The 21,965-nt window shown below is 67.5% G+C and carries 19 protein-coding genes; 8 read left to right on the top strand and 11 right to left on the bottom strand.

Annotation, left to right across the window (positions count from 1 at the left end):
• Window positions 1–85: 85 nt before the first annotated feature.
• The 3 genes from DIE08_RS01095 to DIE08_RS01085 all read right to left on the bottom strand — a co-directional run bounded on the left by DIE08_RS01095 (window position 86) and on the right by DIE08_RS01085 (window position 3,712).
• A complete protein-coding gene (locus DIE08_RS01095; protein WP_124900748.1) occupies window positions 86–1,612 on the bottom strand; it encodes an amidase in 1,527 nt (508 codons plus the stop codon).
• A 55-nt stretch (window positions 1,613–1,667) separates the two neighbouring features.
• The gene (locus tag DIE08_RS01090) at window positions 1,668–2,720 is read right to left on the bottom strand and encodes a phenylacetaldoxime dehydratase family protein (protein ID WP_124623823.1); all 1,053 of its coding nucleotides are present in this window, start codon (window positions 2,718–2,720) and stop codon (window positions 1,668–1,670) included.
• Between the two features lie 95 nt (window positions 2,721–2,815).
• Window positions 2,816–3,712, bottom strand: a complete 897-nt coding sequence (locus tag DIE08_RS01085) for a transporter (RefSeq protein WP_124900747.1) — start codon at window positions 3,710–3,712, stop codon at window positions 2,816–2,818.
• 515 nt (window positions 3,713–4,227) lie between these two features.
• Between DIE08_RS01085 and nthA the strand changes: the two genes are divergently transcribed.
• The 4 genes from nthA (at window position 4,228) to DIE08_RS01065 (ending at window position 7,565) form a co-directional block, all read left to right on the top strand.
• Window positions 4,228–4,827, top strand: a complete 600-nt coding sequence (nthA, locus tag DIE08_RS01080) for a nitrile hydratase subunit alpha (RefSeq protein WP_124900746.1) — start codon at window positions 4,228–4,230, stop codon at window positions 4,825–4,827.
• A 44-nt stretch (window positions 4,828–4,871) separates the two neighbouring features.
• The gene (gene nthB / locus DIE08_RS01075; protein ID WP_124623814.1) at window positions 4,872–5,525 is read left to right on the top strand and encodes a nitrile hydratase subunit beta; all 654 of its coding nucleotides are present in this window, start codon (window positions 4,872–4,874) and stop codon (window positions 5,523–5,525) included.
• Complete coding sequence (locus DIE08_RS01070; RefSeq protein WP_124900745.1) at window positions 5,522–6,784, top strand: GTP-binding protein; 1,263 nt, start codon at window positions 5,522–5,524, stop codon at window positions 6,782–6,784. Before nthB ends, DIE08_RS01070 begins: the two co-directional genes overlap by 4 nt.
• A 184-nt stretch (window positions 6,785–6,968) precedes the next feature.
• On the top strand, window positions 6,969–7,565 hold the full coding sequence (locus tag DIE08_RS01065) for a LysE family translocator (protein WP_124900744.1): 597 nt from the start codon (window positions 6,969–6,971) through the stop codon (window positions 7,563–7,565).
• A 180-nt stretch (window positions 7,566–7,745) separates the two neighbouring features.
• Here the strand turns inward: DIE08_RS01065 and DIE08_RS01060 are convergent, their stop codons facing one another.
• The gene (locus DIE08_RS01060) at window positions 7,746–8,594 is read right to left on the bottom strand and encodes an AraC family transcriptional regulator (RefSeq protein ID WP_124900743.1); all 849 of its coding nucleotides are present in this window, start codon (window positions 8,592–8,594) and stop codon (window positions 7,746–7,748) included.
• Between the two features lie 160 nt (window positions 8,595–8,754).
• Here DIE08_RS01060 and DIE08_RS01055 point away from each other — a divergent pair, with 160 nt between their 5' ends.
• Window positions 8,755–9,549 carry an SDR family NAD(P)-dependent oxidoreductase gene (locus tag DIE08_RS01055; protein ID WP_124623803.1) on the top strand — a complete coding sequence of 265 codons (795 nt, stop codon included), beginning with the start codon at window positions 8,755–8,757 and terminating at the stop codon, window positions 9,547–9,549.
• 39 nt (window positions 9,550–9,588) lie between these two features.
• On the opposite strand, the gene DIE08_RS01050 is transcribed toward DIE08_RS01055, so the two are convergent.
• The 5 genes from DIE08_RS01050 to DIE08_RS01030 all read right to left on the bottom strand — a co-directional run bounded on the left by DIE08_RS01050 (window position 9,589) and on the right by DIE08_RS01030 (window position 14,802).
• Window positions 9,589–9,963 carry a hypothetical protein gene (locus DIE08_RS01050; RefSeq protein WP_124900742.1) on the bottom strand — a complete coding sequence of 125 codons (375 nt, stop codon included), beginning with the start codon at window positions 9,961–9,963 and terminating at the stop codon, window positions 9,589–9,591.
• Between the two features lie 221 nt (window positions 9,964–10,184).
• Window positions 10,185–11,255: an AI-2E family transporter gene (locus DIE08_RS01045; protein WP_124900741.1), complete on the bottom strand. Its 1,071-nt coding sequence runs from the start codon at window positions 11,253–11,255 to the stop codon at window positions 10,185–10,187.
• Window positions 11,256–11,416: 161 nt separating this feature from the next.
• Window positions 11,417–12,526 (bottom strand): NADH:flavin oxidoreductase/NADH oxidase, encoded by a 1,110-nt coding sequence (locus DIE08_RS01040; protein ID WP_124900740.1) that lies wholly within the window; start codon window positions 12,524–12,526, stop codon window positions 11,417–11,419.
• Window positions 12,527–12,669: 143 nt separating this feature from the next.
• Window positions 12,670–13,356 (bottom strand): type 1 glutamine amidotransferase domain-containing protein, encoded by a 687-nt coding sequence (locus DIE08_RS01035; protein WP_124900739.1) that lies wholly within the window; start codon window positions 13,354–13,356, stop codon window positions 12,670–12,672.
• A 411-nt stretch (window positions 13,357–13,767) separates the two neighbouring features.
• The gene (locus tag DIE08_RS01030; protein WP_124900738.1) at window positions 13,768–14,802 is read right to left on the bottom strand and encodes a substrate-binding domain-containing protein; all 1,035 of its coding nucleotides are present in this window, start codon (window positions 14,800–14,802) and stop codon (window positions 13,768–13,770) included.
• Window positions 14,803–14,970: 168 nt separating this feature from the next.
• On the opposite strand from DIE08_RS01030, the gene DIE08_RS01025 reads away from it, so the two are divergent.
• Complete coding sequence (locus DIE08_RS01025; protein ID WP_124900737.1) at window positions 14,971–16,557, top strand: glycoside hydrolase family 68 protein; 1,587 nt, start codon at window positions 14,971–14,973, stop codon at window positions 16,555–16,557.
• 167 nt (window positions 16,558–16,724) lie between these two features.
• On the top strand, window positions 16,725–18,380 hold the full coding sequence (locus DIE08_RS01020; RefSeq protein WP_124900736.1) for a glycoside hydrolase family 32 protein: 1,656 nt from the start codon (window positions 16,725–16,727) through the stop codon (window positions 18,378–18,380).
• A 71-nt stretch (window positions 18,381–18,451) separates the two neighbouring features.
• Here the strand turns inward: DIE08_RS01020 and DIE08_RS01015 are convergent, their stop codons facing one another.
• Together DIE08_RS01015 and DIE08_RS01010 are read right to left on the bottom strand one after the other, a co-directional pair.
• A complete protein-coding gene (locus tag DIE08_RS01015; RefSeq protein WP_124900735.1) occupies window positions 18,452–19,201 on the bottom strand; it encodes an SDR family oxidoreductase in 750 nt (249 codons plus the stop codon).
• A gap of 146 nt (window positions 19,202–19,347) precedes the next feature.
• Complete coding sequence (locus DIE08_RS01010) at window positions 19,348–20,265, bottom strand: LysR family transcriptional regulator (RefSeq protein ID WP_124900734.1); 918 nt, start codon at window positions 20,263–20,265, stop codon at window positions 19,348–19,350.
• Window positions 20,266–20,426: 161 nt separating this feature from the next.
• Between DIE08_RS01010 and DIE08_RS01005 the strand changes: the two genes are divergently transcribed.
• Complete coding sequence (locus DIE08_RS01005) at window positions 20,427–21,908, top strand: PLP-dependent aminotransferase family protein (RefSeq protein ID WP_124900733.1); 1,482 nt, start codon at window positions 20,427–20,429, stop codon at window positions 21,906–21,908.
• The last annotated feature ends 57 nt before the right edge of the window (window positions 21,909–21,965 follow it).

Genomic DNA, 21,965 nt, shown 5'->3' with positions numbered 1-21,965 from the left:
AAGCACATTGTCCAATCGATTCCACCGTGCCCGCCGCGTTGCCGGCCGGACCGACACGCAGCGCGGCGGCGAGGCTCCGGGCACGTTATGCGAATGTCGCCTGACGCCAGTCGGAAGATTGTTCATACGCATACGCACAGCGATAGATCGTCGCCTCGTCGAAGCGGCGCCCGACCAGTTGCAGCCCGATCGGCAGATCATCGGCGACGCCGCACGGGAGCGACATGGCCGGATGCCCGGACACGTCGAACGGCGCGGTATTCGCAATCATCTCGAACGCCCGCGTCAGCGACTCGGACATCGCACAACCCGGTTCCGGCAGTTTCGACGCACGCATCGGCACGGTCGGCATCAACAACACGTCGCAAGACTGCAGCGCCGCGTCGTAATCCGCCCGCAAGCGCCGCGCGATGTTCTGGCACTTCGCGTAGTAGCGGCCGCGATACCGGCTCGTGAAATACTCGCCGAGCAACATCGTCACCTTCACGGTATCCGGCAGCTCATCGGCGCGCTCGCGCCAGCCCGCATGGTGATCGATCATGCCGGTCACGTACAGGCCACTCCAGTTGAAACCGTGGCTGTTGCCCTTCATCATCTGCTGCGTCGCGCCCTCGGCCGCGATCGGCAACCAGATCGCGGTGCCGGCCGCATGCAACGGTACCGACACTTCGGCGACGCTCGCACCCAGCTTGCGCAACCGGTGCGCGGCAACCAGCACGGCCTCGTCGACGACTTTCTCCGAATTCGCGAGCCCGAACGCTTCGCGCAGAATGCCGATCCGCAGGCCGGCGATGCCGTCGCGGATCGCGCCGAGATAATCGACGCGCGGCGGCAGCGCCCGCTGGCGCGGATCGAGTCCGTCGTCGCCCGCGATGACATCGAGCAGCAGCGCATTGTCGAGCACGCTGCCCGTCATCGGCCCGAGATGATCGACCGTCGCCTCGATCGGCATCGCGCCGGTGTACGGCACGAGCCCGTGCGTCGGCTTCATCCCGTAGATGCCGCAGTAGGCGGACGGGATCCGCACCGAGCCGCCCTGATCGCCGCCGAGCGCCATGTCGACCTCGCCGCTCGCGACCAGCGCGCCGCTGCCGGACGACGAGCCGCCGGACGAGTGCCCGGCCTTGCGCGGATTGTGCACCGGCCCCGACGCGCTCGTGTGCGAGCCGCCGGAAAAGCAGTAGTACTCGCAGGTCGACTTGCCGGCGATCGTTCCGCCAGCGTCGAGCACCCGCGTGACGACGGTCGCATCGACGTCGGGCACGTAGCCCTCGAACGTGCTCGAGCCATTGCGCATCGGCACGCCGGCGACGCAGATGTTGTCTTTCACGACCACCGTCCTGCCGCGCAGCTTGCCGTCGGCGGCACCGTGGATCGTGCTCTTGCGCGCCCATGCGCCGTAACGGTTCTCGTCGCCTTCCGGGCGGTAGCCCGGCGTGCGCGGATACGCGACGACGGGCAGATAGTCGGGCAGCGCGTCGATCGCATCGTAGGCGTCGAAATTCGCCTGCAGTACGTCGTCGTATTCGGCGAGTTGGCGGGAATCGAGATGAAAGCCGAAGCCGGCTGCAATATCGGACAGTTGTTCGCGGGTCGGGCGTTTGATGGCCATCGACGTTCTCCAGTTCGGTAAGCGGCACCGCCGGCCCCGGCGGTGCCGGCGGGATTCAGCGGGCGACGGCGTCGCGCATCATCCCGGTGCGCGGATGGCAGTTCACGTATTCGTAGACCTGATGCTTTGCGTCGAAGACGGAAACCTCGTGATACAGCCGCAGTTTCGACAGCCCGGTGACGACGCGGAAGAAGGTGACGAAGATCCGCAGGTGCGTCGGATGGGATTCGGCCCACCGTTCGAGGCGGTCGAGCGAGCGCCAGTGGCCGATGTTGTAGCTCTCGTCGAGCACGTTGCCGTCGAGATCGATCGAGCGCACGTAGCGATTGCTGTAGCAGCCGACGTCCGTGCCGTTGTCGCGCAGGAAGTCCATCCCGCTGCGCAGCGTCGGCTCGATCTCCTCGAGATACAGTCGGCGCTCGTCGCGCTCGGCCGCGCGCCAGTCCTGACCGGAGCGAATCAGCGCGATGTTGTCGTGCGCCAGCACGACCACGCGGCCGCCGCGGGCCGGATCGCCCTCGACGACGCGCAACTCGCCGTCCGCGCTCATCCAGTCCGTCTGCGAAATCGGGAACCGGTCGCGCATCGATCCCCAGTAGCCGTGCTCCTCGATCTCGCCGCTGACGCCGTCCATGATCGCGCCGACGCCGGGGAAATCGCTCGTAAATGCGTAAAGCGTCTCGAACTGCTCGGCGCGCGGCGCGACGATTTCCCGGAAGTAGCCGATGCCGTCCGCGAGGCGTGCGTCGGAGGTCCACCATTCGACGAGCGCCGGCGACGTAATCCAGCGCGCATACGCGGCCGGATCGCGCCAATAGCCGACGGCAATCAGGTTCTCGTAACCCTGGTCGTCGGTGTGTTGCGTCAGATCGTAGTTTTTCGGCCCGTCCTGCGCACCGAAATCGGCGACGATTCGGCGCAACGCGGCCAGTGCCGCCGCGCGCTTGTCGGCGCCGCTGTATTGCACGCCGAAATAGCCCATCACGACCTGGCTCAGGTCTTCGGCGGCCCGGGCGACGTACATCGGGAACGGCGGCTGGTAGTCATCGGCGACGCGGCGCGACAGCGTCCGCGGGCAGACCAGGTGTTTGTCGATGGCGGATTCCATGCATGACCTCTCTGGAAAGGGAATCGGATGTCGAGGTATCGACGTTGGGAACACGGAGCCACATGCACCGGACGTATCCCGGCGCATGCGGGTGGTCAGAAGATGTGCGCGTAACGCAGGCCCGCGAGCACGCTGTTCCTCGGCCCGTTGCGCACGCTCAGGTCGGTGCCGAGCTGGATTTGCACCTGATCGGCCTTCGTCACGAATTTCGCCGCGGTGATCCGCATGCGCGTCGTGCGAAGCGCGTCGTTGTTGTCCGCGCCGTCGACGCTCGTTTCACCGCCCCAGAGCTGGGTGATGCCGATCGCGAGCGACGTGCCCGGATCGGGCATGTAACGCACCATCGCCTGTGCGCTGTAGCTCATCCGCTGATGCAGCGTCGTGCCGCTCGCGCCGTACGACCTGTTGTTGCCGTACCAGATCGCGTCGCCGACGAGATCGAGTGCCCACTGTGGCGAAAAGTGCTTGATGTAGGCCGCCTGGAAATCGAGCGACCAGCGATTGGCACCGAGATTGAGACCGCGGTTCTGGTCGTAACTCCCAGTCGGCGCGTAAACGTAGATGGTCGCGGCGGCGACGTCCTTCGCGTCGTTCAGGCGAAATTTCAATGGAGCTGTCAGGATCACGTCGCCGACACCATTCGTACTGCCAAGCGAACTTGCGTTGCCGAAGCTGCTGACGTGACCGAACGGCAGCAACACCTGCGGATCGATCGTGAGCCTGTCGGTGAGCTGGAACACATGCAGCAGGCGGGCGATGCCGACATTGGACTGCAGATCGAAATCCGACGTCCGGTGGCCGTTCGCGTAGTACGCGTTCGTCGCTGAATAGTTGTAGTACAGCACGCCGATCGTCGCGCCGATCGGATACTGCTCATAGTCGCCGGGATCGACCTCGACCGCGCCCGCGTAATGCGATGCGACGGCGATCAGCGACAAGCCGATCCAGCGCGCGATTCGCTTCAGTTTCATTCTGTTGACGTTGTCCATCATGCTCCTCACCTGGTTGCGCAGACACCGCCACGCCCGCCGCATGACGAACGGGAACCGTCGCCGGACGGTGGAATCGCGGGGTGCTGGCTGACTGTTGTTCCGCCGGTACATCGGGGATGCCGGCGATTCGCGACATCGAACGGCCATCGCTTGAGGATGAGAATAGAAAGGCAAAATCCGCAGTTCTGTTTTCCGGCGGAACAAGAAATTGGCTGTGACGGATCTGCGCTTCCGATGCCATGAAGCGGTCGAAAAACGTGCGCCGGCCGCCACGGTTTTCGTGCCGGGCGCCCCGTCGATTGCCGCCAATCGCCGTGCATCCGTTGCGTGTCGGCCCCATGCCGCGCAACGGGGCCGTCTCAGCATAGTTTCCGATCCGTGCCGGCAAAGAACCGCGCTTTTTCTCTTCTTACCCTGCTCGTCGAGCGTGGCCGACACCACGCGGCCGCACCCCGCCAGGGCAGTCCCGACCCCGTGGCGGCGGTCAATCCGAACCACCACAAGGAGCCCCAACGATGAGTACGCCCCCTTCCGCGGAAACGGTCTCGACGCCCGGCGAACGTGCCTGGGCGCTGTTTCGCGTGATGAAAGAGAAGAACCTGATCCCCGACGGCTATATCGAAGGCCTGACCGAGCTGATGTCCACGACCTGGGATCCGGCCAATGGCGCGCGCATCGTCGCGCGTGCGTGGGTCGACCCGGCGTTTCGCGAACTTCTGCTCAAGGACGGCACGACCGCGTGCGCGCAGTTCGGCTACACCGGCCCGCAGGGCGAATACATCGTCGCGCTCGAAGACACGCCCACGCTGAAGAACGTGATCGTCTGCAGCCTGTGCTCATGCACGAACTGGCCTGTGCTCGGTCTGCCGCCCGAGTGGTACAAGGGCTTCGAATATCGTGCGCGGCTCGTCCGCGAGGGGCGCACGGTGCTGCGGGAGCTCGGCACCGACCTGCCCGACGACGTCGTCGTGAAGGTCTGGGATACGACCGCCGAAAGCCGCTATTTCGTGCTGCCCGTGCGGCCGGCCGGCAGCGAGCACATGACCGAAGAACAACTGCGCACGCTCGTCACGAAGGACGTGCTGATCGGCGTTGCGCTGCCGCGCGCGCGCTGACGCCCACCACGTTTCGCTCTCGACCTTCATCTCGGAGATCACATATGGACGGCTTTCACGACCTCGGCGGATTCCAGGGTTTCGGCCCGGTGCCGCATACGATCAACAGTCTCGGCTACAAGCCGGTCTTCAAGGAAGACTGGGAACATCTCGCGTACAGTCTGATGTTCGTCGGCGTGGACCAACTGAAAAAATTCAGCGTCGACGAGGTACGTCACGCGGTCGAACGCATCGACGTGCGCCAGCACGTCGGCACGCGCTACTACGAGCGCTACGTGATCGCGACGGCGACATTGCTCGTCGAAACCGGCGTGCTCACGCAGGATGAACTCGACCGCGCGCTCGGTTCGCATTTCCGGCTCGCGAACCCGCCGAAATCCGGGGGCCGGGCGGCACCGCCCGAATCAACGCGGTTCGAGGTCGGCGATCGCGTCGTCGTTCGCGACGAATACGTCAGCGGACACATCCGCGCGCCGGGCTACGTTCGCGGCAAGGAAGGTGTCGTGCTGCACCGGACGACCGAATCGTGGCCATTCCCGGACGCGATCGGCCACGGCGACACCGGCGCCGCGCATCAGCCGACCTACCATGTCGAGTTCCGCGTGAAGGATCTGTGGGGCGACGCCGCCGACGACGGCTACGTCGTGGTCGACCTGTTCGAAGGCTACCTGGATCGCGCGTCCGGGCAGAGCGCATGACGGCGCCGGGGAATCAGGGAACGCCGGCCGCCCCGGCGCCGAGGATTCCGGTCACCGTGTTGTCCGGCTTCCTCGGCGCCGGGAAGACGACGTTGCTGAACCACATCCTGCGCAATCGCGCAGGATTGAAGGTCGCCGTGATCGTCAACGACATGAGCGAAGTGAACGTCGACGCCGACGATGTGCGGCGCAACGTCGAGCTGCATCGAGGCGAGGACGAACTGGTCGAGATGAGCAACGGCTGCATCTGCTGCACGCTGCGCGCCGATCTGCTCGAGCAGATCAGCACGCTGGCGCGGCAGCACCGCTTCGATTATCTGCTGATCGAATCGACCGGCATCTCGGAGCCGATGCCGGTCGCGGAGACGTTTGCGTTTCTCGATCGAGACGGTTTCAGCCTGAGCGAACTGGCGCGGCTGGACACGCTCGTCACGGTGGTCGACGGCGAGACGTTCGAGGACATGATCGCGTCGGCTGAACCGGTCTCGCACGACGCGACGCTCGCGAACGACGGCAATTCCGGTCCGCCGCGCAAGCCGTCGGACCTGCTGCTCGAGCAAGTCGAATACGCGAACGTGATCCTCGTGAGCCGTCTCGACCGGATCGGCCACGCGGGTTTCGACCGGCTGCGCGCAATTCTCGCATCGCTGAATCCATCTGCGCGAATCCTGCCGATGCAGCACGGCAAGGTCGATCCGTCAGACGTGCTGGATACCCGGCGCTTCGATCTGCCGGCGCTCGTCGAATCGCCGGGATGGATGCAGCGCATGCAGATCGACGAACGCCCCTCGGAGTCGGATGCGTACGGGATCGCGTCGTGGACCTATCGCGAACGTGCGCCGTTTCATCCGGCGCGCCTGCTCGCATGGCTGCGTCGTCCGTGGGACAACGGCCGACTGCTTCGCTGCAAGGGCTATGTCTGGGCTGCGCACCGCTATGCCGAGATCGCCATGCTCGTGCAGACGGGCGGAGCGTTCCAGTGGGGTTACGTTGGGCGATGGTGGCGATTTATCCCGCAGTCGGACTGGCCGCACGACGACTATCGTCGCGATGGCGTGCTGAAAAAATGGGAGGAGCCGGCCGGGGATTGTCGGCAGGAAATCGTGTTCATCGGGCAGTCGATCGATCACGCCACGTTGCGTCGCGAACTCGATGCGTGCCTGCTGACGGTCGAGGAAATCGACGCAGGCCCGGAGTCGTGGCTGCAGCTTCCGGAAGCCGACGCGTTCGACGCGCTCGCGACGGCCGCTCATCCGTGATGTGAGACTCGATGCCTTCGGCTGCAACGCCTGCGTCCAACGACTTTCGAGCGCCGGTGAGCGCTGTGCCCGGTTCGGCGTTACGTGAATCCCGGCAGCGCCGCCGAGGGCAGTTTTCTTCAATACGGACATGCGCGGCTTCTTTAGTCTCGATGCGACTTTCACATTCGCATGGAGACACATGATGAGCATGCTGGTTTCGATGGCCGCGTTCGCGCTGGCGTCGTCGATCACGCCTGGTCCCGTCAACCTCGTCGCGCTCGGCGCGGGCGCGCGCCACGGTCTCGGCGCGAGCCTGCGCTATGCGGCCGGCGCGACGCTCGGCTTCGTCGCGCTGTTCCTGCTGATCGGCCTCGGGCTGCACGCGGCGCTCGCGCGCTGGCCGATGCTGACCACGGCCACCCAATGGTCCGGGATCGCGTTCCTGCTTTACCTCGCGCTGCGGCTGGCGCTCGACGACGGCCGGCTGTCGGCCGATCCGGACGCGCCAAACGTCGCCGGCCCGTCGGCGGCGGCCGGCGCGGCGATGCAATGGCTGAATCCGAAGGCGTGGCTTGCGTGCGTGGCCGCGATGGGCGCGTATGCGGCCGATGGCGATCGCGCGCAGGTGTGGCAATTCGCGGCGCTGTATCTGGTGATCTGCTTCGCGTCGATCGCCTGCTGGGGGTATGCGGGTGCGTCGCTGCGGCACTGGCTCGCGAATGCGCGGCGGATGCGGCTGTTCAACCGCGCGATGGCGCTGCTGCTCGCGGGCAGCGCGCTTTATCTGCTCGATGTTTAGTGCCGGTGCCGCCGGCGACCGATGACACGGGCCGTCGCCGGTGTGCGGTGTGCGGTGTGCGGTGTGCGGTGTGCGGTGTGCGGTCTGCGGTCTGCGGTCTGCGGTCTGCGGTCTGCGGTCTGCGGTCTGCGGTCTGCGGTCTGCGGTCTGCGACGCCGGCACCGCCCCACGGTTCGCCGGTCAACTCGCGGCGCTTCGATACTGCCCCGGCGTGGCGGCCGCGATGCGCCGGAATGCTCGCTGGAAATGCGCCTGGTCCGCAAAGCCCGCATCGAGCGCGACCTCTGCGATCGGCCGGCCGCGGCGCAGTTCCGCGCGGCCGTACTGCACGCGACGGTCGACCAGGAACGCATGCGGCGTCATCCCGTAGCGGGCATTGAACGCGCGGATCAGGTAGGACGGCGACAGGTCGGCGGCAGCGCAGATCGCATCGAGCGTGACGGTCTGACGGCAATGCGCAGCGATGTAGTCGGCCGCACGCGCGAGCTTCGCGTTGTCGGCCCCGCGCCGCGTATCGACGGGCAACTCGCGATCGAGCGCGCCGTGCAGCCGCGTGAAGAATTCGACCGCCGCGCTTTCCTTGCCAAGCGGATCGATGCCGGGTGCCACGAGCGTGCGGTAAAAGCCGCCGAACTGCGCGAACAGGTCGCGCCGTGCCGTCAACTTTGGCGAAAAACCGTGAAAATCGCTGTTCGGGTCACGCCCGAGCGCATGCTGCAGCCGTGCGAGCCACGGCACGTCGACATAGACCATCCGGTACGCCCATGCGTCGGGGCCATACGGATTGCACGCATGCACCTGCTCCGGATCGATGATCACGAGCACGCCGCGCCCGACGCGTTCCTTCGTCGCACCGTTCAGGTAGGTGCTCGTGCCGCCGACGATCGCGCCGAGCGAAAACGTGTCGTGCGTGTGCTTCGCGTAGCAGAACGTCCGGCCGTCGTCGACGGTGCGCGCCTCGATGAACGGCAGCGCGGCGTCGCGCCAGAACGGCGACGGCACAGCGAGGGGGTTGGCGGAACGGCTCACGCGACGGGCTCCCGGATCGGACGGCGAACGCACACCGTACAAGACTGCGCTGCGCGATGCAACCGCGACACGACACTTCGCGGCCGGATCGCCTAAGCTATGAATTCGGCCGCCGCGGCCCCTGCGGCGGTTCCCGTTCCCTCTTCCAACCGGTACATTCATGCACATCGATCTGACAGGCAAGACCGCGGTCGTCACCGCTTCCACCGCCGGCATCGGGCTGGCGATCGCCAAAGGGCTCGCGCAGGCCGGCGCACGTGTCGTCGTCAACGGACGCAGCGAAAAGTCGGTCGATGCCGCGCTCGCACTGCTGCGCAGCGCGGTACCCGGCGCGGACATCGACGGCGTCGCCGCCGACCTGGCCGACGCATCCGGCGTCGCGCGCGTCACGCAGCACACCCCGGAGGCCGACATCCTCGTCAACAACGCGGGCATCTACGGGCTGAAGGCGTTCTTCGACATCGACGACGACGAATGGGCACATTACTTCCAGATGAACGTGATGTCCGGCGTGCGTCTCGCGCGGCACTATCTGAAGGGGATGCTCGCGCGCAACACGGGCCGCGTCGTGTTCATTTCGTCGGAATCCGGCCTGAACATCCCGGTCGACATGATTCACTACGGGTTCACGAAAACCGCGCAGCTCGCGATCGCGCGCGGCCTCGCGAAACTCGCGGCCGGAACCAACGTGACCGTCAATTCCGTACTGCCAGGGCCGACGATGTCGGAAGGCGTGCGCGCGCTGCTGAAGGAAACGGCCGACGCAACGGGCCGCAGCATCGACGACGTCGCGGTGGATTTCGTGCGCAGCGAGCGCGCAAGCTCGATCATCCAGCGCCCGGCTACGACGGAGGAAGTCGCGAATATGGTCGTGTATGTCTGCTCGCCGCAGGCCTCGGCCACGACGGGCGCGGCGTTGCGCGTCGACGGCGGCGTGGTCGACACGATAGCGTGACGACTGCGTGACACGCTCGCACGGCGCATGACGGCCGCGCTACCGCGAAGCCGCCTTGTCCGACTGAAGCGTGCCCTTGCGGTCGGCGTCCATGCAGGTATCGAAGCCGTGTTGCGTGACGGCGCCGGCCTTGTCGAACACGACGAAGTACGCCCGGTGATCGTTGCCGTGCTCGATGAAGTAGTTGTAGCAGACACCGCTGCCGTTACGGACCATCCACACGCTGCGCGGGTTGCCGCCCGCGCGGACGACGTCGGCGCGCGTCGCGCCGTGCCGTGCCGCGGCCCGCGCCAGCGGCGTGCGCGAATACGAGAACGGCAGCCACGAGTCGAACCACGCGCAACCGTGCAGCATCAGGCAACTGGCGGCCAGCGACAATGTCGCTGCGCGACGGGACATCGGAATCAATCGCATGCTTGGAAAATCTACTGCGCCGTGCCGGCGTGATCGAAAGCCCCATGCTACTAGACCTTTGGGTCCGGATCGAAAAGAAATGTAGAGACTTGTGTCCGACGCCGCGCTCGGCACGGCCCGGCGCACACCCGATCGTCGCGAAATATGAAGCGCCGCGCGGACCCGCACGGGCGTCAATGCCGTTGCGCCGATGGCCCGGAACTGCGCAACGAGCCTTGTCGTCAGGCGACCCACTCGGCCCACAGCATCGTCAGCACCGTCATCAGCGCCGGGCCGACGAACAGTCCGATCAGGCCGAACGACTCGGCGCCGCCGAGGATGCCGAACAGCACGAGCAGGAACGGCAGGCGGGTCGAGCTGCCGATCAGCACCGGCCGCACGAAATGCTCGGCGACGAACACGACCACGAAACCGAGCACCAGCACCACGACGGCCCACGCGGTCGCACCCTGCACGAACAGCCAGAGCGCCGCGCCGCAGAACACGATCGGCGCGCAGAACGGCAGCATCGCGGCGACGGCCGTGACGAGGCCGAGCAGCGCCGCGTGCGGAACGCCCGCGAGCGCATACGCGACGCCGAGAATGGCGCCCTCGCCCAGCCCGACGACGACCAGCCCCGTCACCGTGCCGTACACGGCCGCGACCATCCGTTCGATCAGGTCCGCCCCGCCGCGGCCGAACGCACGCCGCGCGCCCTGCAGCAACGCGCCCGACAACTTGTGGCCGGCCCTGATGATCACGAACAGCGTGACCAGCATGAAGCCGAACTCGAACAGCGCATGCGCGAGCTTCGTGCCGAACTGCCGGCCGAACGCGATGAACCGCTCGCCGCTCGCGCCATGCATCGCGGTGCCCGCGTGCAGCGGATGACCGAGATTGGCCTGCCACCACTCGGTGATCTGTGCGGCGCCGTACGGCAACCGGCCGACGACGTCCGGCAGTGGAATGCCGTTGTCCTGGATCGAATGCAGCCAGATGCGCAGGTCGTGCGCCTGCGAGATCGCCTGACCGAGCGCAATGGCGATCGGCAGCACGACCAGCAGCGACACGCCCGCGGTGATCGCGGTCGCGATCAGGGTCGGCCGGTCGCGAAACCAGCTGCCCGATTCGAAGCGTTCCAGCAACGGCCACAGCGCGATCGCGATCACGCATGCCCACGCGATAGCGGGAAGAAAATCGCGGATCACCCACAGCGCGAGCACCAACAGCGCCGCATACAGCACGGCGCGGGCGATCTGCTGGGCACGCGGCCGCGCGGCGGAATCGGGGGAAGGCGAGACATGTGCGCGCATGGCACCTCTGTCGAAATGAAAAAATGGCGGTTCGCGCGGGCCAAGGGCCGGTGCGAACCGCCATTCTATCCATCGATACCGCCACGGCACGCGGACGCGATGCCAAGCATTGTCAAATGCGTGCCGCGCACGTCGCGCGCGCCGCGCGGTGCGATGCGCGCTCAGGCCACCTTGTCGGCGACGCGATAGCGTTCGAGCCAGTGCGCGTACGGCGCAGGCAGCGTCCACGACGGACGCTCGACGCCGAGCTGTTTGGCCGCGTAGTACGGCCAGTGCGGATCGGCCAGATGCGCGCGGCCGACCATCACGAGGTCGAGCTGCCGTTCGGCGACGACGCGCTCGGCCAGTTGAGGCGTGTCGATCCCCCATGCGGACGACACCGGCATGCCGGCCTCGCGGCGCACGCGTTCCGCGATCGGCGCGAGGAACGCCGGGCCCCATGGAATGCGCGCGTCGGGCACCGAAAAGCCGACCGACACGCTCAGCATGTCGAGGCCTTCCTGCTTCATCCGCTGCGTGAGCGCGATGGATTCGGCGAGCGTCTCTTCATCGCGGCCGTCGTATTCGATCACGCCGAGACGCGCGGTCAGCGGCAGGTGCTCCGGCCAGACCTTGCGGACGGCCTTCAGCGTGTCGACGAGGAAACGGCCGCGGTTTTCGGCCGAGCCGCCGTACTCGTCGTCGCGCTGGTTCGAATGCACGGAGAAGAAGCTCTGGCCGAGATAGCCGTGCGCGAAGTGCAGTTCGAGCCATTCGAAGCCGAGGTCGCGGGCACGCTTGGCCGACGCGACGAAGTCGGCCTGCACGCGTGCGATGTCGTCGTGCGTCATCGCGCGCGGCATCTTCGGCAAGTGCGCGCCGAACGGTACGGCCGACGGTGCGATGGTCTGCCAGCCGCGCGGATCGCCGTCGGCGATGTGGTCGTCGCCTTCCCATGGACGGTTCGCGCTCGCCTTGCGGCCCGCATGCGCGATCTGGATGCCCGGCACCGCGCCGGCCGCCTTGATCGCCGCGACCGACGGCGCGAACGCCTCGGCCTGCGCATCGGTCCACAGCCCGGCGCAGCCCGGCGTGATACGGCCTTCTGGCGACACGGCCGTCGCCTCCGCAATCACGAGGCCCGCGCCGCCGCGCGCGATGCCGGCCAGATGCACGTGATGCCAGTCGTTGACGACGCCGTCTTCGGCGACATACTGGCACATCGGCGGCACCGCAATGCGGTTGCGCAGCGTGACATCCTTGAGTTTGAACGGTTCGAACAAGGCAGACATCCACCACTCCTTTGCTTGGTTCTGCGAAACGACTGGATGAGCCGTCGTGCGGTGCGCACGACGGAACGGTTCGGGTCGTCGCCGGGCCGGATGCGCCCGACGACGGCACGGCCAGGTGCCGGTCATGCCGGCACCGCGCCGGCTTACTGACGGCCGAGCTTCGCGAGCAGCGCCTCGGCAGCGGGCTCCGACGACGCGGGGTTCTGCCCCGTGATCAGCAGCCCGTCGGTGACGACATGCGGCGCCCAGTCGGCGCTGCGCTCGAACTGCGCGCCGTTGGTCTTCAGCATGTCCTCGACGAGGAACGGCACCACTTCCGTCAGCTCGACGGCCGCTTCCTCGCTGTTGGTGAAGCCCGTCGCACGCTTGCCGCGCACGACGGACTCGCCGGTCTTCGGATCCTTCACGTGGCGCAACACACCCGGCGCGTGGCACACGGCCGCGACCGGCTTGCCCGCCGCCAGCGCGCGCTCGATCAGGCCGATCGAGTGCAGGTCCTCGGCGAGATCCCACAGCGGGCCGTGCCCGCCCGGATAGAACACCGCGTCGTAATCGTCGATCGACACGTCGGCCAGCTTGCGCGTGGCCGCGAGCGCGGCCTTGGCCGCCGGATCGGCGTCGAAGCGGCGCGTGGCGTCGGTCTGCGCGGCCGGATCGCTGCTTTTCGGGTCGAGCGGCGGCTGGCCGCCCTTCGGCGACACGAGCGTCAGCTCGACGCCCGCATCCTTGAACGCGTAGTACGGCGCGGCCAGCTCCTCGAGCCAGAAGCCGGTCTTCTTGCCGGTGTCGCCGAGCGTGTCGTGCGAGGTCAGGACAACCAGAATCTTCATGATCGACACTCCTTCGAAATGGGGGAACGGGGCCGCGTCACGGCGACGGCCAACGCGGCGCACGCCACGTGCCGGCAACGACGGCACGCCTGCCGGTTAGGCCGCAGGCACACGTCAACGTGCCAGCTCGGCACAAAAAATATTGCCCGATTCTATTAGACCAGTCGTCTATAACTGGCTCGAAAAAAATCGACGACCACGCCTGCACGACCAGCATCGCAGCGCGATATGGCATTTTCGCGTCCGTTGGCAGGCACGACGTCGCATTCATGAGGCCGGATGATAGCCCTCCATTAGACCGGTCGTCTAGAGATCTGGCATTCAGCCCTGCCGCCGTCATGGCTTTTGCGACGGAGCGCGTCCCGCAACGCTCGTTGCCGATCGCCCCGCCGCTGCGTGCCGCCGTCGTGGCTAGCCGTGCAACGGCCCGTCCGTATCGCCTGCCTCGATCATCGGCATTTCGAGCCGATGCTCGCGAACGCCGTCGGCGAGCAAGCCCAGCATCAGGTCCGCCAGCGCACGCCCCGTCGCATGTCCGGTCGGCTGCACCACCGCCGTCACCCGATGCGGATACGCGACCTCCGGGGGCACCCCGTCATAGACGATGAGCGACATGTCCCGCCCCAGCCGCAAGCCGCTGTCGACCAGCGCCCGGAACGCGCCGCCGCCCGAGATGTTGTTGTCGACGAGCAGCGCAGTCGGTCGTTCGGCCTGCTCGAGTAGCGCCTGTGCGCCCTGCTGCCCGCCGTCGCGCGTAAACGGACCCTCGACGAGCAGCGCCGGATCGGGCTCGATCCCGGCTTCGCGCAGCGCCGCGAGGTAGCCGGCGCGGCGCTGCATCGCGAAATTCAGCGACAGCGGCGCACTGATCATTGCAATGCGGCGATGGCCGAAGCCGATCAGGCGCCGCACCGCATCGCGCGCGCCCGCTTCGTTGTCGAAATCGAACCATGCGTAAGGCTCCGCGGTTTGCGTACGGCCGTACGCAACATACGGAAACGCATTCGAGCGCAGGTACGCGAGGCGCGGATCGTCAACCAGCGTGCGCGCGACGATCAGCCCGTCCACGAGCCTGCCGTCGACGAGCCGGCGATACGTGTCGAGTTCGGCGTTCGGCCGCGCGGCCGCGATGATGAAGTCGAGATTGCGCTCGCCGAGCCGCTCGGTAATGCCCGAGACGACTTCACCGAAGCGCGGGTCCCCCAGATCGCCGGCTCCGAACGGATACACGATGCCGATCGTATCGGCACGCCCCGTCGCCAGCCGCCGTGCGGTCGGATCCGCGACATAACCGAGTTCGCGCGCAGCCTTCATCACGCGCTCGCGGGTCGCCTCGCTCACATCGTCGTAGCCGTTCAGCGCCCGACTGACCGTCGTGCGCGACAGTCCGAGCGCATCCGACAGCGCCTTCAGATTCACCTTCACGTCGCTCCTCGCGTTGTGCATGCCATTCGTTCAGCCCGCTCGCGGCGGCAATTATTTCCGAATGGTAGTTATTACCGTCAAATATTTATCTTTTGACGTCCAAACCGGTTTGAAATAGCATCCAAACCGGTTTGGATATCGATACCACCTCAGCAGTTCCTTTTCACCGCAAACGGAAACAACGCCGACATGACTTACTTTCCTTTTTGCCGCGCGACCGCGGCCAAACGTTTGCTGTTCGCTGGCGCAGCACTGGCCGCCTTCGCGTCCGCATCGTCCGTCGCGCACGCGCAGAGCACCCGCGCCCCCGCCCCCACGCCGCATACGCAGCAGGCCTACGATCCCGAAGGCAACTTCACGATGCGCTGGACCCGCGCGGACATCCGCCAGATCGTCGCGCAGTCGCACACGGCCGGCGCCGACAAGAACTCGCTGCCGCAGTCGCTGACGATGCCGGACATCCCGCAGGATTTCCCGCTGATCAACTCGAACGTGTGGGTCTGGGATACCTGGCCGCTGGCCGACCTGCGCGCGAACCAGCTCAGCTACAAGGGCTGGGAGGTGATCTTCTCGCTCACGGCCGATCCGCACGCCGGCTACACGTTCGACGATCGTCACGTCCATGCGCGCATCGGCTTCTTCTATCGCCGTGCCGGCATTCCCGCGTCGCAGCGTCCCGCGAACGGCGGCTGGACCTGGGGCGGCCATCTGTTCCCGGACGGCGCGAGCGCCAAGGTGTTCGGCACGTCGCCGATGACCAACAACGCCGAATGGTCGGGTTCCGCGCGCCTCACGCATGGCGACAACGTCAGCCTCTACTACACCGCGACCTCGTTCAACCGCTCGGCCCCCGGCGGCGCCGACATCACGCCGCCGCAGGCGATCATCACGCGCGCCGACGGCCACATCCATGCCGATGACAAGCACGTGTGGTTCAGCGGCTTCGACGATCACAAGGCGCTGCTGCAACCGGACGGCAACTACTACCAGACCGGCCAGCAGAACACCTATTTCTCGTTCCGCGATCCGTTCGTGTTCACCGACCCCGCGCATCCGGGCAAGACCTACATGGTGTTCGAAGGCAACACCGGCGGCCAGCGCGGCGCCCGGACCTGCACCGAGGCCGACCTCGGCTACGCGCCGAACGATCCGCAGCGGGAAGACCTCAACGCCGTCATGAACTCGGGCGCAGTGTATCAAAAGGCCAACGTCGGCCTGGCGGTCGCGACGAATCCGCAACTGACCGAATGGAAGTTCCTGCCGCCGATCCTGTCGGCGAACTGCGTCGACGACCAGACCGAGCGCCCGCAGATCTATCTGAAGGATGGCAAGTACTACCTGTTCACGATCAGCCACCGCACGACGATGGCCGCGGGCGTCGACGGGCCGGATGGTGTCTACGGCTTCGTCGGCAACGGCATCCGCAGCGACTTCCTGCCGTTGAACGGCGGCAGCGGCCTCGTGCTCGGCAACCCGACCGACTTCTCCGCACCGGCCGGCGCGCCGTATTCGCAGGACCCGAACCAGAATCCGCGCGAATTCCAGTCGTACTCGCACTACGTGATGCCGGGCGGGCTCGTCGAGTCGTTCATCGATGCGATCGGCCCGCGTCGCGGCGGCACGCTCGCGCCGACGGTGAAGGTGAATATCAACGGCACGTCGACGGCGGTCGACCGCGCGTACGGACGTAGCGGCCTCGGCGGCTACGGCGACATCCCGGCAAACCTGCCGGCGACGGGCGCCGACCACAACGGCGGCCCCGGCACCCGTCCGTAACGGGTCCGCTACGGACGCGGCGGGCACCGCCCGCCAGCGTCGAGGCGGCGCACATCGCGCGTGTCGCGTGTGTGCCGCCTCCCTCCTTCGCAGAATCGCGCATGCTGCCGTCGCAAGCGGCATGCACCCTCCTTTCCCGCTTCGCGCGCCGAAGCACGGAACCCCGCATGAGATCGACGTTTTTTCGCTTTTCCCTCCGGATTGCCCGGCTGCTGCTCGCGTGTACGGCAAGCGCGGCCTGCACGCACGCCAGCGCCGCGCCCTGCGACGCACCGCCCGAACCCGGCACGCCGCAATGGCGGCCGGCCGTGCACTACACGCCGCAACGCAACTGGATGAACGATCCGAACGGCCTCGTCTACGAGAACGGCCGCTATCACCTGTTCTATCAGTACAACCCGCTCGGCCATGACTGGGGCAACATGTCGTGGGGCCATGCGACCAGCACCGACCTCGTCCACTGGCGCGAGCAGCCGGTCGCGATGCGCGCGAACGCGACGGAGGAAATTTTCTCGGGCTCGATCGTCGCCGACACGCGCAACACGTCCGGCCTCGGCGCGCCGGGCGACACGCCGCTGGTTGCGCTTTACACGAGCGTCTATAAAGAAGGCTCCGGTCACGCACCGGGCACGCAGGCACAATCGCTCGCGTACAGCCTCGATCACGGCGCGACGTGGCGGCCCTACGCGCACAACCCCGTGCTCACGCTCGATCCCGAGTCGAAGCAGTTCCGCGACCCGAAAGTGTCGTGGTACGCGCCGGGACGCTACTGGCTGATGACGACCGTCGTCGCGGACGCGCAGGTCGTGAAGCTCTATCGGTCCGATGACCTGATCCACTGGTCGTTCCTGAGCGACTTCACGCTGCCGGACGTGCCGCATGCGGGCGTGCTGTGGGAAATGCCAGATCTCGTGCCGCTGCCCGTCGACGACGATCCGCGACACATCAAGTGGGTGATGATCGTCAACGTCAACCCGTGGTCGATCGCCGGCGGCTCCGGCGCGATGTATTTCGTCGGCGACTTCGACGGTCGCACGTTCACGCCTGACCACGTCGCGCCGGCCGGTTCCGATCCCGCGCGATTCCGCTGGGTCGATCACGGCGCCGACTTTTACGCCGCCGGCACGTTCTCCGGCACGCCGGGCGCGCGGCCTGTCGCGATCGCATGGATGAGCAACTGGGATTACGCGGCGAAAGCGCCGACGGCGCCCTGGCGCGGCGCGGCGACGTTGCCGCGCGAGTTCGCGCTGAAGACGATCGGCGGCGAACCGACGCTCGTCGTGACGCCGGCCGCCGCGTTCGATGCGTGGGCCGACGGGCGGCCCGCCGTGCATGAAGGCAACCTGAACGTCGAGTCCGCCACCCGCCCGCTGTCGGACGCCACGCGCGGCATCGTCCAGCGCATCACGGTGACGATCGCGCCGCAGCGCGCGGCCCGCGCGGGTCTGATCGTCCGGGGATCGGCGGATGGCTCGATCGGCACCCGGATCGTGTACGACACGGCGAAGCGCACGCTGACGCTCGACCGCTCGCGCTCCGGCACGACGGATTTCGCCGGCACCTTCAGCCGCGAGCACATCGTCGATCTGCCGCTCGAGCACGGGCAACTGCGGCTCGAAATCGTCGTCGATCGCGGGTCGGTCGAGGTATTCGCGAACGGCGGCCGCGTCGCGCTGACGGACCTGATCTTTCCGCCGCTCGATGCGGACCGCGTGGCCGTGTTCGCCGAGCACGGCAGCGCGGCGTTCTCGGGGCTGACGGTGACGCAACTCCACGGACGCGATCGGACCGACGAAGTCCGTGACGCCTGTGCATCGCACTAGCGATGCGATCGAACGGCGGGGCTGCACCGCCCGACATCGCGTCGGGTCGTGCAACCCCGCCGGTGACGCGCTCAGAGCAAACCCATCCCGCCCGACGCGATGATTTCCGCGCCGACGATGAACGCGGACTCCGGCGCGCTCAGGTGCAGCACCGTCGACGCGATTTCGTCCGGCGTGCCGAACCGGCCGATCGGGACGAGCCCCTTGATCTTCTCGGCCGTCTCGTCGAGCGTCGCCGCGTCGAGCCCGAGCTTGCCGTACAGCGGCGTCTGGACCGGGCCGGGGCTCACCACGTTCACCCGCACGCCGTGCGGCAGCAGCTCCGTCGACAACGTCTTCGCGAACGAATTGACGGCCGCCTTGCTCGCCGCGTACACCGACGAGCCGGGCATCCCGATGTGCGCGTTGATCGAGCCGTTGATCACGATCGACGCGCCGCGGTTCAGCAGCGGCACCAGCGTCTGGATCTGGAAATACGCGCCCTTCACGTTGGTGTTGAACACGAGGTCCCACATGGCCTCGTCGCTGTCGGCGAACGGCGCGAGTTTCGCGACGCCCGCGTTGATGAACACGGCGTCGAGCCGCGCGCCTGCGGCCGAGATCGCGTCCGCCAGGGCGCGGGCCGACGCGACGCTGCCGGCTTCGTTGCGGATCGCGAGCGCGCCGTCGCCGAGCGACTCGCGCGCGGCGGCGAGCGTCTGCTCGTCGCGACCGGTGATGATGACCCGCGCGCCTTCGGCCGCGAATGCCCGTGCGGCCGCCAGGCCGATGCCGCTGTTGCCGCCCGTGACGAGTACCGTTTTTCCTTCGAAGCGTTGCATGATGTTCTCCTTTGAACCGGTGAGTTGACCGTGAACACAGGATGCGCGCGCCGCGCGGCCTTGCCGTACGACCGGCGCGGCAGACATGTTCGAAATCTTCGAACGTGTTTCTCGGGACCTTTCCGTGCGTTGCGCGGCTGACGCACTCAGCCGACCACGTCGATCCCGTCGAGCAGGCGCTGCGCGAGCCGCGGCTCGCGCAGTTGCTCCAGCCACCATTGCAGTGCCCGGCCCTCGCGGTCGCCGCGCCACGCGACGTACAGCACGTTCGGTTCGCGCGGATCGGCCGTTTCCTTCTCGACGAGCTCGCCGCGCGCGAGCAGCGACGCAACCCGCCGGCGCGGCACCCAGCCGACGCCGAGCCCGTCGCGCTGCGCGAGGATCTTCGCGCGCATCGACGGCACCGCGAGCACCGCCTGCCCGCCGAGCAGCCCGTATGCGCGGCCGACGGCACGCCGCGACGAATCGGCGACGACGACCGCGCGATACGCGCAGATCGCGTCGCGGGTCAGTCGCTCGCTTGCCGCGGCCAGCGGATGGCGCGGCGATACGGCGAACACCCATTCCATCCCACCGAGCTCGAACCATTTGAAACCCGGAATCGCCGGCGGCTCGTTGGTCGCGCCGATGACCAGATCCGCGCGACCGTCGCGCAGCGCTTCCCAGGTGCCGCCGAGCACTTCGTACGTGAAGCGCAGCGACACGCCCGAATCGAGCGCATCGAACGCGCGGACGACCGGCAGCAGCGTATCGAACTCCAGCACCTCGTCGCTGACGATCCACAGCCGGTCCTCCCAGCCGCTCGCGACCTGCCGCACGCGCTGCGTGAGCCGCGCGACGTCCAGCGCGAGGCGCGACGCCTCGTCGGTCAGCAGCTGGCCGGCCGGCGTGAGCTGCAGCCGGTAGCCGCGCCGGTCGAACAGCAGCGCGTCGAAACGCGTTTCGAGCTGTCGCGCGGCGTGCGACACCGTCGACGGCGCCTTGCCGAGCCGCGCGGCCGCCCGCGACAGGCTGCCGGTGGCGCGGATCGCATCGAGCAGCGCGAGTTCGTCTTCGGACAGCATGGGGGCACTCCGGTCGTGGATTGTGATGGATCGTAAGGCACCGGCGGGCGGCGGTCCAATCGAATGGCGCCGCGCCCCTGTGTTCGGCGGATGCCGGGCCGGCCACGAACTTCCGGTATGCTCATCAGCATCAAATTGCCTTATTCGGAGTAACCACTGCGATGGACATCGCGATCCGCATCGAAGGCCGTCACGACCTGACCGGGCAAATCTTTCGGCAACTGCGCACCGCGATCGTCGACGGGCGGCTCGAAGGCGGCGCCCGGCTGCCGTCGACGCGCGATCTCGCGAAGCAGCTCGGCGTGTCGCGCAAGACGACGCTCGACGCGTTCGAGCGTCTCGTCGCCGAGGGCTTCCTGAACACGCGCGCGGGCGACGGCACGTTCGTCGCCGACGGCCTCGCGCGGGTTCCGCATGCGGCGGCCTCGACGCCGTCGCTCGTCGAGGCCACACCGCCCGTCCATGCCGTCGACGCACGCGCGCTGTGGAACGACCTGCCCGATGCGCTCGCGATGCCCGCGCCGCAGGACACGCCCGCGTTCGACTTCCGCGGCGGCGTGACCGACAAGACGCTGTTCCCGTTCGACGCGTGGCGCCGCTGCCTGCATCACGCGTTGCGCCAGCAGGCGCGCGGCCCCGGCCAGTACCACGACCCGGCCGGCGATCCGCAGTTGCGCGGCGCGATCGCGCGTTACGTCGCGTTCAGCCGCGCGGTCGCGTGCGGCTGGGACGACGTGCTCGTCACGCAAGGCGCGCAACAGGCGCTCGACCTGATCGCACGCGTGGTCGTGCGACCCGGCGACGTCGTCGCGGTCGAGAATCCCGGCTATCCGCCGGCGCGCGCGGCGTTCGCGTCGCTCGGCGCGACGGTGATCGGCGTGCCGGTCGATGCGCACGGCCTGATCGTCGAGCGGCTGCCCGACGACGCACGCCTCGTCTACGTGACGCCGTCGCACCAGTTCCCGCTCGGGATGCCGATGACGCTGGACCGGCGCGTCGCGCTGCTCGAATGGGCGCAGCGCCGCCGCGCGGTGATCATCGAGGACGACTACGACGGCGAATTCCGCTTCGAAGGCCGGCCGGTGGAGTCGCTCAAGAGCCTCGACCGCACGGGCCTCGTCGCGTACGTCGGCACGTTCTCGAAGACGATCTTTCCCGAACTGCGCATCGGCTACGCGATTCCGCCGCGCGCGCTGCGCGGCGCGCTCGCCAAGGCGAAGCAGATCGTCGACTGGCATACCTGCACACTCACGCAGGCGGCGCTCGCGCGCTTCATGCACGAAGGCGATTTCGCGCGGCATCTGCGGCGCGTGCAGAAGCACTACGACGCGCGCCGCAAGATGCTGCTCGCGCATTTGCGCGGCAGCCTCGCGCCGTGGTTCGACCCGATCGTGCCGACCGCCGGCATCCACCTCGCCGCGCACTTGAAACCGGGGCTCGATGAAGCCGCGCTGGTCCGTGCCGCCCGCGAGCACGACATCGGCCTGTACGGAATCGCGGCGTTCCACGTCGGCTCGGCGGCGCGCGCCGGGCTGCTGTTCGGCTATGGCGGGATCGACGCGCTGCGCATCGACACCGCGCTCGCGAAACTGGCCGCGCTGCTGGACTCGGGCAGCGTCGGCGGCGCCGCACTGGTTACCTGAATTTCCCCGGAATTGGCCATTCAAGCAGGCCAGTGGCACGCTTAAAGTGGGTCCTGT

The organism is Burkholderia sp. Bp9004 (assembly GCF_003858025.1).
GTDB classification, from domain to species: domain Bacteria; phylum Pseudomonadota; class Gammaproteobacteria; order Burkholderiales; family Burkholderiaceae; genus Burkholderia; species Burkholderia diffusa.
The sequence above is the reverse complement of the archived record's forward strand: the minus strand, read 5'-3'. Positions and strand labels throughout refer to the sequence as shown.

Bases quoted from the DNA above. Each gene is read 5' to 3' on its own strand.
- DIE08_RS01095 (WP_124900748.1), bottom strand. From the start codon at position 1,612: ATGGCCATCAAACGCCCGACCCGCGAACAACTGTCCGATATTGCAGCC.
- DIE08_RS01090 (WP_124623823.1), bottom strand. From the start codon at position 2,720: ATGGAATCCGCCATCGACAAACACCTGGTCTGCCCGCGGACGCTGTCG.
- DIE08_RS01085 (WP_124900747.1), bottom strand. From the start codon at position 3,712: ATGATGGACAACGTCAACAGAATGAAACTGAAGCGAATCGCGCGCTGG.
- nthA (WP_124900746.1), top strand. From the start codon at position 4,228: ATGAGTACGCCCCCTTCCGCGGAAACGGTCTCGACGCCCGGCGAACGT.
- nthB (WP_124623814.1), top strand. From the start codon at position 4,872: ATGGACGGCTTTCACGACCTCGGCGGATTCCAGGGTTTCGGCCCGGTG.
- DIE08_RS01070 (WP_124900745.1), top strand. From the start codon at position 5,522: ATGACGGCGCCGGGGAATCAGGGAACGCCGGCCGCCCCGGCGCCGAGG.
- DIE08_RS01065 (WP_124900744.1), top strand. From the start codon at position 6,969: ATGAGCATGCTGGTTTCGATGGCCGCGTTCGCGCTGGCGTCGTCGATC.
- DIE08_RS01055 (WP_124623803.1), top strand. From the start codon at position 8,755: ATGCACATCGATCTGACAGGCAAGACCGCGGTCGTCACCGCTTCCACC.
- DIE08_RS01050 (WP_124900742.1), bottom strand. From the start codon at position 9,963: ATGCGATTGATTCCGATGTCCCGTCGCGCAGCGACATTGTCGCTGGCC.
- DIE08_RS01045 (WP_124900741.1), bottom strand. From the start codon at position 11,255: ATGCGCGCACATGTCTCGCCTTCCCCCGATTCCGCCGCGCGGCCGCGT.
- DIE08_RS01040 (WP_124900740.1), bottom strand. From the start codon at position 12,526: ATGTCTGCCTTGTTCGAACCGTTCAAACTCAAGGATGTCACGCTGCGC.
- DIE08_RS01035 (WP_124900739.1), bottom strand. From the start codon at position 13,356: ATGAAGATTCTGGTTGTCCTGACCTCGCACGACACGCTCGGCGACACC.
- DIE08_RS01030 (WP_124900738.1), bottom strand. From the start codon at position 14,802: ATGCACAACGCGAGGAGCGACGTGAAGGTGAATCTGAAGGCGCTGTCG.
- DIE08_RS01025 (WP_124900737.1), top strand. From the start codon at position 14,971: ATGACTTACTTTCCTTTTTGCCGCGCGACCGCGGCCAAACGTTTGCTG.
- DIE08_RS01020 (WP_124900736.1), top strand. From the start codon at position 16,725: ATGAGATCGACGTTTTTTCGCTTTTCCCTCCGGATTGCCCGGCTGCTG.
- DIE08_RS01015 (WP_124900735.1), bottom strand. From the start codon at position 19,201: ATGCAACGCTTCGAAGGAAAAACGGTACTCGTCACGGGCGGCAACAGC.
- DIE08_RS01010 (WP_124900734.1), bottom strand. From the start codon at position 20,265: ATGCTGTCCGAAGACGAACTCGCGCTGCTCGATGCGATCCGCGCCACC.
- DIE08_RS01005 (WP_124900733.1), top strand. From the start codon at position 20,427: ATGGACATCGCGATCCGCATCGAAGGCCGTCACGACCTGACCGGGCAA.